Origin of the sequence: Amycolatopsis sp. NPDC049691, assembly GCF_040675005.1 — a bacterium.
In the GTDB taxonomy this organism is placed as follows: domain Bacteria; phylum Actinomycetota; class Actinomycetes; order Mycobacteriales; family Pseudonocardiaceae; genus Amycolatopsis.
Map to the genome: position 1 here is coordinate 108,497 of NZ_JBFANX010000031.1, position 9,100 is coordinate 117,596.

The following is a 9,100-nucleotide window of genomic DNA, read 5'->3' on the forward strand; positions in this document are numbered from 1 at the left end:
CCGACCTCGGCGAGTACCTCGTCCGACACGTCGAAGTTGGCGTAGACGTTCTGGACGTCGTCGCAGTCTTCGAGGGCGTCGATCAGCTTGAAGACCTTCTTCGCGCCGTCGGCGTCCAGGGGGACGCTGACGGTCGGGAGGAACGTCAGCTCCGCCGACTCGTACTCGAAGCCGGCCTCCTGCAGGGCCTTGCGCACCGGCACCAGATCGCCGCCCTCGGAGACGATCTCGAAGCTCTCGTCGAGGTCGTTGACCTCTTCGGCGCCGGCGTCGAGGACCGCCATGAGGACGTCGTCCTCGGTCGCGCCCGCCTTCGGCATGAGCACGACGCCCTTGCGGTTGAACATGTAGGCGACCGAGCCCGGGTCGGCGAGGGAGCCGCCGTTGCGGGTGAGCGCGGTGCGGACCTCCATCGCGGCGCGGTTCTTGTTGTCGGTGAGGCACTCGATCAGCACCGCGACGCCGTTGGGGCCGTAGCCCTCGTACGTGATGTTCTGCCAGTCGGCGCCACCGGCCTCTTCACCGGCGCCGCGCTTGCGGGCGCGCTCGATGTTGTCCTGCGGGACCGAGTTCTTCTTGGCCTTCTGGATGGCGTCGTAGAGCGTCGGGTTGCCATCCGGGTCGCCACCACCGGTGCCCGTGCGGGCGGCCACCTCGATGTTCTTGATCAACCGCGCGAAGAGCTTGCCGCGCTTCGCGTCCAGGTTGGCCTTCTTGTGCTTCGTGGTGGCCCACTTGGAGTGGCCGCTCATCTCTCCTCCATCTGTTCCGTACCCCGGCCGGGCACCGCGTCTCAGGCTGCCTTCCGCGCGAGGTCGACGAACAGCCGGTGCACCCGCACGTCGGGCGTCAGCTCCGGGTGGAACGCGGTCGCCAGCACCGCCCCCTGCCGGACCGCGACGATCCTAGCGGTGTCGCCGTCCACGCCGGGCACGCCGCTGACGGTGGCCAGCACCTCGACGCCGTCACCGGCCTTCTCGACCCACGGCGCCCGGATGAAGACGGCGTGCACGTCTCCGTCGACCCCGGCGAAGTCCAGGTCGGCCTCGAAGGAGTCGACCTGCCTGCCGAAGGCGTTCCGCCGGACGACGACGTCGAGCCCGCCGAGCTGCTGCTGGTCGGGCCGCCCGTCGAGGGTCTGCCGGGCCAGCAGGATCATCCCGGCGCACGACCCGAAGGCGGGCATGCCCTCGGCGATCCGCGCCTTGAGCGGTTCGAGCAGCTCGAAGCTCTCCAGCAGCCGCGACATGGTGGTGGACTCGCCACCGGGCAGCACCAGACCGTCCACTTCGGACAGCTCACCGGCCCGCCGCACGGGTACGGCGCGCGCACCGGCTTCTTCCAGCATGGCGACGTGCTCCCGCACGGCACCCTGCATGGCGAGCACACCGATGACCGGTTCCGACGACACCCGACCTCCCGAAAGACCTTCCCACCAGCCTAGACGCTGCGCCTCTTCCCCTTCGCGGCAGGTCAGCCCCGGCGGCGAGGGGCTTGGCGGCGCACCGACCGGCCACATCCGCTCCCCACCGCGCCCGGGCCCGAGCGCCCCAATGTGGCCTTGGTTGCGTCTCATGCACCCAATGTGGCCTTCGGTGCGTGAGACGCACCAAAGGCCACATCGGGGCGCTGGCAACCGGCCAACGCCGTCAGGGGATCCCCGCCAGCCGCAGCAGCGCCGCCGTTGCCGCGGCGGCCACCACCACCAGCACGAACGGTGCCTTCCGCCACGCCAGCACCCCCGCCACCAGCACCCCCGCCGGCCGGGCGAAGCCGGCGAACCCGTGCCCCTCCGTCAACGCGCTCACCGCGACCAGCGCCGCCAGCAGCACCACCGCCGCCAGCGCCATCAGCCGTTCCGCCCGCGGTGACAGCTTCACCCGGCTGCGCAGCACCGGCCCGGCGAACCGGAACGCGAACGTCCCCAGCGCCAGCACCGCCGTGCCGACCAGCAGCTCCACCCCGTCCATCAGCCCACCTCCTGCAGTTCCGGCTCCTTCGCCAGCGCGCCCACCACGACACCCGCCAGCGCGAGCAGCACCGGCAGCCCGGCCGGCAGGAACGGCGTCGCGGCCAGCGCGACCACCACCCCGACCAGCACCGGCAGCCGCGCCGCGCGGTCGCGCAACGACGGCAGCACCAGGGCCAGCAGCACCGCCGGGAACGCCGCGTCGAGGCCGAACACGTCCGTGTCGCTGATCGCCGTCCCGGCGAACGCGCCCGCGACCACGCCGAGGTTCCAGCAGGCGAACAGGCCGATCCCGCACGCCCAGTACGCCGCCCGGCGGCGGTCCGCCTCGCGCTGGGCCAGCGCGAACGCCACCGACTCGTCGATCATCAGGTGGCTGCCCGCCAGCCGGGCCGCCCACCGCTTGCCCAGCACGTCGCCGATCGCGAAGCCGAACGGCAGGTGCCGCGCGTTGGCCAGCAGCCCCGCGAGCACCGCGGCGAACGGGTTGCCGCCCGCGGCCACGATCCCGATGAACATGAACTGCGACGCGCCGGCGAAGACCAGCAGCGACATCAGCATCGGCAACCACAGCGGGAAGCCCGAGCTCACCGCGATGGCACCGTAGGACACCCCCACGAGACAATCGGCCAAGCAGACCAGGCCTATGTCGCGGGCGAGGCCCCGATCGAGTGTTCGCCAAATCGAACGCATGTGTTCTATGGTGAACACAGGCACCCGTGTTCGTCAAGGCGAACGGAACGACCGATGGAGCGAACAGCAATGTCGCAGGAAACGACGGGCGCGCCCCTGGAGATCATCGCGGCGTCCCTGCGCCGCGAACGGACCCGCGCAGGCTTGTCCCTGACCGAAGTCGCCCGCCGCGCCGGCCTGGCCAAGTCGACGCTCTCCCAGCTGGAGTCCGGCACCGGCAACCCCAGCGTCGAGACGCTGTGGGCCCTCGGCGTCGCCCTCGACGTCCCGTTCTCGCGGCTGGTCGAACCCGAACGGCCGAAGGTGCGCGTCATCCGGGCGGGCAAGGGCCCGACGGTGTTCGCCGAACACGCCGACTACGCGTGCACGCTGCTGTCGGCCTGTCCCCCGTCCGCGCGGCGGGACATGTACCTCATCCGGGCGGAACCCGGCACGCCGCGGCGGTCCGACCCGCACATGACCGGCGTGATGGAGCACATCGTGCTGTGCGCGGGACGCGCCCGGGTGGGCGTGCTGGAGGCACCGGAGGAGCTGAACCCCGGCGACTACATCTCCTACCCGGGCGACGTCCCGCACATCTTCGAAGCCCTCGAGCCGGGCACTTACGGCGTCGAGATCTCCGAGTACGTCTAGCAGGTCACCAGCCGCGCTCGGCGAGGCGGTGCGGCTCCGGGAGCTCCTCGACGTTGATGCCGACCATCGCCTCGCCCAGGCCGCGCGAGACCTTCGCCAGCACGTCCGGGTCGTCGTAGAACGTCGTCGCCTTGACGATCGCCTCGGCGCGCTGGGCCGGGTTGCCGGACTTGAAGATGCCCGAGCCGACGAACACGCCCTCCGCGCCCAGCTGCATCATCATCGCCGCGTCGGCCGGGGTGGCGATGCCGCCCGCGGTGAACAGCACCACCGGGAGCTTCCCGGCCTGCGCCACCTCCTTCACCAGCTCGTACGGCGCCTGCAGCTCCTTCGCCGCGACGAACAGCTCGTCCTCCGGCAGCGAGGTCAGCTTCCGGATCTCGGCGCGGATCCGACGCATGTGCGTGGTGGCGTTGGAGACGTCGCCGGTGCCGGCCTCACCCTTGGAGCGGATCATCGCCGCGCCCTCGGTGATCCGGCGCAGCGCCTCGCCCAGGTTCGTCGCGCCGCAGACGAAGGGCACCGTGAACGCCCACTTGTCGATGTGGTTGGCGTAGTCGGCCGGGGTGAGCACCTCGGACTCGTCGATGTAGTCGACGCCGAGGGACTGCAGGACCTGCGCCTCGACGAAGTGGCCGATGCGGGCCTTCGCCATCACCGGGATCGAGACGGCCTCGATGATGCCGTCGATCAGGTCGGGGTCGCTCATCCGCGCGACGCCGCCCTGGGCGCGGATGTCGGCGGGCACGCGCTCCAGCGCCATGACCGCGACCGCGCCGGCGTCTTCGGCGATCTTGGCCTGCTCGGCGGTGACCACGTCCATGATCACGCCGCCCTTGAGCATCTCGGCCATGCCGCGCTTCACCTTGGCGGTGCCGGTGACGGACTGGACGGTGCCACTGGTGGGGGTGGTCTGCTGCTCGGACACGACGAGGCCTTTCGACACGAAATCGGGGGTTACGCATCCGAGGGTAGGTCCGTGGTGGACCCTTCAAGCAGGCCAGTGCGCGGCTATCTCAGGAGTCCACTTCCGGGACGCCCGCGACCAGGACTTCCGCGGCCCGCGTCCGCGCGTAGAGCACGTGACGTCCGGCACGGTGCCCGGTGACCAGGCCCGCGGCCTTCAGGACGCCGAGATGCTGCGACACCGCCCCGGCGCTGAGCCGGGTCCGGCGGGCGAGCTCGGCGGTGGACGCGGGCGCGGTCAGCTCGGTCAGCAGCATGGCCCGGCCGCGGCCGACCACGGCGGCCAGCGCACCGGGCGCGGTGGCCGTCCCCGTCTCCCAGAGCGTGGCGATCCCGCGCGGCGGGTAGCGCAGCACCGGCTGCCACCGCGGGTCGGTCTTCGAGAACACCCGGGGCCACACGAACGCCGAGGGCACGAGCACCAGGCCGCGCCCGTCGAGCGGCACGGCCGCGTGCAGGTGGCGGTGCGCGACCGTGAGCGTCCCGCCCTGCCAGCGGACCAGCGGCGTCAGGTCGTTGAACAGCTCCGCGGCCCCGCCCTGGGCCAGCATCCGCGACCGGTGCAGCACGTCGGCCTCGAGCAGCGCGCGGATGCGCGGCCAGTCGTGGGCGAGCACGAGGTCCCAGTACTGCTCCATCAACGTCGCCAGCCGCTCGAGGCCGGCCTCGGGGTCGCGGTGGAAGCGGTTCAGCGCGGGCGTGCGCGGCCCGGCCATCGCGTCCAGCTCGCGCCGGACGACGCGGGCCGGCACGTCGCGCAGGTCCGCGAGCTCGCCGGCGAGGTCGGGCAGCGGCGTCGACGGCGTGGCGGCCAGGAACCCGGGCAGGTGCCGCAGCGGGACGAGGTCGCGCAGCAGCCCGATGTCCAGCCCGGCCTCGTCGAGCGCGGCCGTGGCGCGCTTGACCCACGGCAGGTGCAGCGCGTGCTCCCCCGGCTGGTTCAGGACGCGGACGCTCGCCACGACCTCCCACGCCGGGGAGAACGCGAACCGGGTGTGCGCCAGGTCCTCTGTGGAGAATGCCAGGTCGAGCACGCGCTGCCTCTCTGCCGAGTGCCGCGGAGCTTACGTCTCTCCGATATGGACAGTCGAGCGGGGCACCGAAAGTCCTTGCGGGAAAGCGAAAATTCCTCGCGGGTCATACTTCCGGGCGACCGCGCGCAGGCGCGGCAGGTTCACCCCGTAGTAGGCCTCGGCCCAGTCCGGCATCTCCGGGTCGAGGTAGTTGACGTAGCCGGTGCGGCCGAACTCGGGCCCGAGCCCGTCGCGCACCGCCGCGAGCGAACGCCGGGCGCCGGCCTCGCCGCCGTCCTCGGGTGCCGCGCCGTGCAGGAACTGGAGGCCGGCGAGCGCCGTGCGGTACGGGAACGCCGTCTCCCGGGCGCCGACGCGCGCGATGGCGCCGCCCGCCGAGTCGACGATCGTGCGGACACCAGGGTCGCGCGTCAGCACCCCGACGACCGCGGCCGGGTCGGCGAGCGGCCGGGTCAGCATCCGCGACGTGCCGATGTAGGTCCCCCGGTCCGCGGCAGCCGACGGCCGGGACTCCTGGTCGTCGAACGAGCGCATCGCGCTCAGGTGGTCCTGGACGCCCTCGTTCCACACCGTCGGGGCGGTGCCGACGCGGCGGACGAGGTCTTCGAGCAGCGCGTGCATCCGTGGCCGCGGCCCGAGGAAGGTGCCGCCGAGCGAAGCCTCGTTCCAGGCCAGTCCCATCCCCGACCACAGCTCGTCCGGCGCCGCCGGCTGCCACTCCTGCCAGGCGGCGAGCAGGGCGGCCCCGGCGGCGGGCGGGAACGCGAGGGCGAAGGTGGCGACGTCGGCGACCGGCACGGTCCGGAAGGTGAGGCCGGTGACGATCCCGAAGTTCCCGCCCCCGCCGCCGCGCAGCGCCCAGAACAGGTCCGGCTCCGCGGCCGCCGACACCGTCCGCACCCGCCCGTCGGCCGTGACGATCCGCGCCGCCTCCAGGTGGTCGCACGTCAGCCCGTACTTGCGGTCCAGCACGCCGACCCCGCCGCCGAGGGCCAGCCCGGCGATGCCGACCGTGCCGCAGCTGCCCGCCGGCAGCACGCGGCCGGCCGCCGCGAGCGTCGTCGCGATCGGGCCCAGCCGGGCCCCCGCGCCGATCGCCGCGCGCCCGTCCGGGCGCACCTCGATCCCGGAAAACCGGCTCAGGTCCACGACGATCCCGCCGTCCACTGTGGAATAGCCGGGGTAGCTGTGCCCGCCGCTGCGGGCCGCCACCGGCAAGCCGTGCCGAGCGGCGAAGCCGACGGCGGCCTGGACGTCCTCGACCCGCGCGGCGCCGACGACCGCCGACGGCATCCGGTCGTCGTACATCGTGAAGAATCCCTGCCTGGCCTCCGGGTAACCGGGGTCGCCCGGCCGGAAGAGCGGCCCCGAAAGCCGCTTCCGCAGCCGTTCCCAGTCGTCCGGCGGCGGCCACCCCGCCAGGCCCGCCACCGGCACCGCTCCGGAAACCCGCAAGAAAGTCCGCCTGTCCACGTCACTCCCCCTGCCCCGTGTCCCCCGGGCATTCGGCTGGTCCCGGGGGCCCTGCCTTGCCGTGACCAGGGTAGCGGGTGTGTGATCGAGGACACATCCCGTACACCAGCCGTTCGCCGAGGAGTCGTCATGGCAGACAAACAAGCCAAGAACGCCGACACCGGGGCCGCCGTCGCTGTGGACGACCCCGCCAAGGTCCGCAACGTCGTGCTCGTCGGCCCGTCCGGCTCGGGGAAGACGACCCTCACCGAGGCGCTGCTCGCGGCGTCCGGCACCGTCCCGCGCGCGGGCTCGGTGGTCGAGGGGACGACGGTGTGCGACCACGATCCCGCGGCGGTGCGCCAGCAGCGGTCGGTCGGCCTCTCGGTCGCGCCGGTGCTGCACCAGGGCCACAAGATCAACCTGATCGACACCCCCGGGTACGCCGATTTCGTCGGGGAGCTGCGCGCCGGGCTGCGCGCGGCCGACGCGGCGCTGTTCGTCGTCTGCGCCGCCGAAGGCGTCGACGCGGCGACGGTCGCGGTGTGGGAAGAGTGCGCGGCGGTCGGGATGCCGCGCGCGGTCGTCGTCTCGCGGCTCGACCACCACCGGGCCGACGCGATGGCCGAGATCGCCGCCTGCCGGGCCGCGTTCGGCGACGGCGTGCTGCCGTTGTACCTGCCCGCGGGCGACGGCCTGGTCGGGCTCATCACCCAGCGGTACTTCGACTACTCCGGCGGGCACCCGCCGAAGCTCGGCGAGCCCGACCCGGCCGACCTCGAGCGGATGGCCGAGGCCCGCAACGAGCTGATCGAAGGGATCATCGCCGAGAGCGAGGACGAGTCCCTGATGGACCGCTACCTCGCCGGCGAGGAGATCGCCGAGGAAACCCTCATCGCCGACCTCGAAACCGCCGTCGCGCGCGGGTCGTTCCACCCGGTGATCCCGGTGTGCGCGACCAGCGGGATCGGCCTGGCCGAGGTGCTCGACGGGATCGTCCGCGCGTTCCCCTCGCCCCTGGAGCACAAGCCACCCGACGTCACCACGCCGGACGGCGGGGAGCACGCCGCCATCACCGCCGACCCCGCGGGCCCCCTCGCCGCGGAGGTCGTCCGGACGGCCGTCGACTCCTACGTCGGCCGGGTGTCCCTCGTCCGGGTGTTCTCCGGGACGCTGCGGCCCGAGCGGCCGGTGCACGTGTCCGGGCACGGCCTCGCCGAACGCGGGCACGAGGACCACGACGCCGACGAGCGCGTCGCGCACCTCTACTCCCCGCTCGGCGCGAACCTGCGGGAAGTGCCCTACTGCGTCGCGGGCGACCTCTGCGCGCTGACGAAGGTCGGCTCGGCCGAGACCGGCGACACCGTCTCCTCGCCGGAGGAGCCGCTGCTGATGGAGCCGTGGGCCATGCCGGAGCCGCTGCTGCCGGTGGCGGTGGTCGCGAAGACCCGCAGCGACGAGGACACCTTGGCGCGCAACCTTTCCCGTCTGGTCGCCGGCGACCCGACGCTGCGGCTGGACCGCAACGCCGAGACCGGTCAGCTGGTGCTGTGGTGCATGGGCGAGGCGCACGCCGACGTCGTCCTCTCGCGGCTGCGCGCGGGTGGCGCGGACGTCGAGACCGAACCGGTGAAGATCAGCCTGCGCTCGACGTTCACCAAGCCGGCCAAGGGACACGGGCGGCACGTGAAGCAGTCCGGCGGGCACGGCCAGTTCGCCGTCTGCGACATCGAGGTCGAGCCGCTGCCCCGCGGCGGCGGGTTCCAGTTCGTCGACAAGGTCGTCGGCGGCTCGGTGCCGCACCAGTTCATCCCGAGCGTGGAGAAGGGGGTGCGGGCCCAGCTGCAGAAGGGACTGGCCGACGGGCACCCGGTGGTCGACGTGAAGGTGACGCTGGTCGACGGGAAGGCCCACAGCGTCGACTCGTCCGACGCGGCGTTCCAGACGGCGGGTGCGCTGGCGTTGCGCGAGGCGGCGGCGAACGGGCACATCACGATGCTGGAGCCCCTGGAGGAGGTGGCGATCCGGCTGCCGGACGAGCACCTCGGCACGGTGCTGGGCGACCTTTCCTCGCGCCGGGGCCGGGTGCTGGGCACCGAAGCCGGCGACGGGGGGCGGACGGTGATCCGCGCGGAGGTGCCGGCGACGGAACTGGTGCGCTACCTGATCGACCTGCGCTCGATGACCTCGGGCACGGCGACCTTCACCCGCCGGCACGCGAGGTTCGAGCCGATGCCGGAAGGCATGGCGGTCCACTAGCGAGGTCTGCCGCGGCCGGTCGTGGGGGGGGGGTGGGGGGGGGGGGGGGGGGGGGCCCCCCCCAAAAAGCGCCCCCGCCCCGAAAGATGAGGCC

At 72.9% G+C, this 9,100-nt stretch carries 9 protein-coding genes; 2 read left to right on the forward strand and 7 right to left on the reverse strand.

Annotated features, from left to right (window positions below; all coding sequences use genetic code 11):
* The 4 genes from AB0J40_RS43575 to AB0J40_RS43590 all read right to left on the reverse strand — a co-directional run.
* Positions 1-752 (reverse strand): YebC/PmpR family DNA-binding transcriptional regulator (locus AB0J40_RS43575; RefSeq protein ID WP_364465841.1); only part of this gene is annotated, 752 nt, incomplete at its 3' end.
* Between the two features lie 41 nt (positions 753-793).
* A complete protein-coding gene (gene pdxT / locus AB0J40_RS43580; protein WP_364465843.1) occupies positions 794-1,411 on the reverse strand; it encodes a pyridoxal 5'-phosphate synthase glutaminase subunit PdxT in 618 nt (205 codons plus the stop codon).
* A gap of 238 nt (positions 1,412-1,649) precedes the next feature.
* Positions 1,650-1,970, reverse strand: coding sequence for an AzlD domain-containing protein (locus AB0J40_RS43585; protein ID WP_364465845.1), 321 nt, complete (start codon positions 1,968-1,970; stop codon positions 1,650-1,652).
* Positions 1,970-2,662: an AzlC family ABC transporter permease gene (locus tag AB0J40_RS43590; protein WP_364465847.1), complete on the reverse strand. Its 693-nt coding sequence runs from the start codon at positions 2,660-2,662 to the stop codon at positions 1,970-1,972. The genes AB0J40_RS43585 and AB0J40_RS43590 overlap by 1 nt, the downstream gene beginning before the upstream one ends.
* 69 nt (positions 2,663-2,731) lie before the next feature.
* Between AB0J40_RS43590 and AB0J40_RS43595 the strand changes: the two genes are divergently transcribed.
* A complete protein-coding gene (locus AB0J40_RS43595; RefSeq protein WP_086675259.1) occupies positions 2,732-3,295 on the forward strand; it encodes an XRE family transcriptional regulator in 564 nt (187 codons plus the stop codon).
* Between the two features lie 4 nt (positions 3,296-3,299).
* Here AB0J40_RS43595 and pdxS read toward each other — a convergent pair whose 3' ends face one another.
* The 3 genes from pdxS to AB0J40_RS43610 form a co-directional block, all read right to left on the reverse strand.
* Positions 3,300-4,223, reverse strand: coding sequence for a pyridoxal 5'-phosphate synthase lyase subunit PdxS (gene pdxS / locus AB0J40_RS43600; RefSeq protein WP_364465857.1), 924 nt, complete (start codon positions 4,221-4,223; stop codon positions 3,300-3,302).
* Positions 4,224-4,311: 88 nt separating this feature from the next.
* A complete protein-coding gene (locus AB0J40_RS43605; RefSeq protein ID WP_364465849.1) occupies positions 4,312-5,295 on the reverse strand; it encodes a DUF5937 family protein in 984 nt (327 codons plus the stop codon).
* 30 nt (positions 5,296-5,325) lie between these two features.
* Complete coding sequence (locus tag AB0J40_RS43610; RefSeq protein ID WP_364465851.1) at positions 5,326-6,768, reverse strand: FAD-binding oxidoreductase; 1,443 nt, start codon at positions 6,766-6,768, stop codon at positions 5,326-5,328.
* A gap of 129 nt (positions 6,769-6,897) precedes the next feature.
* Here AB0J40_RS43610 and AB0J40_RS43615 point away from each other — a divergent pair, with 129 nt between their 5' ends.
* The gene (locus tag AB0J40_RS43615) at positions 6,898-9,006 is read left to right on the forward strand and encodes an elongation factor G-like protein EF-G2 (RefSeq protein ID WP_364465853.1); all 2,109 of its coding nucleotides are present in this window, start codon (positions 6,898-6,900) and stop codon (positions 9,004-9,006) included.
* Positions 9,007-9,100 lie beyond the last annotated feature (94 nt).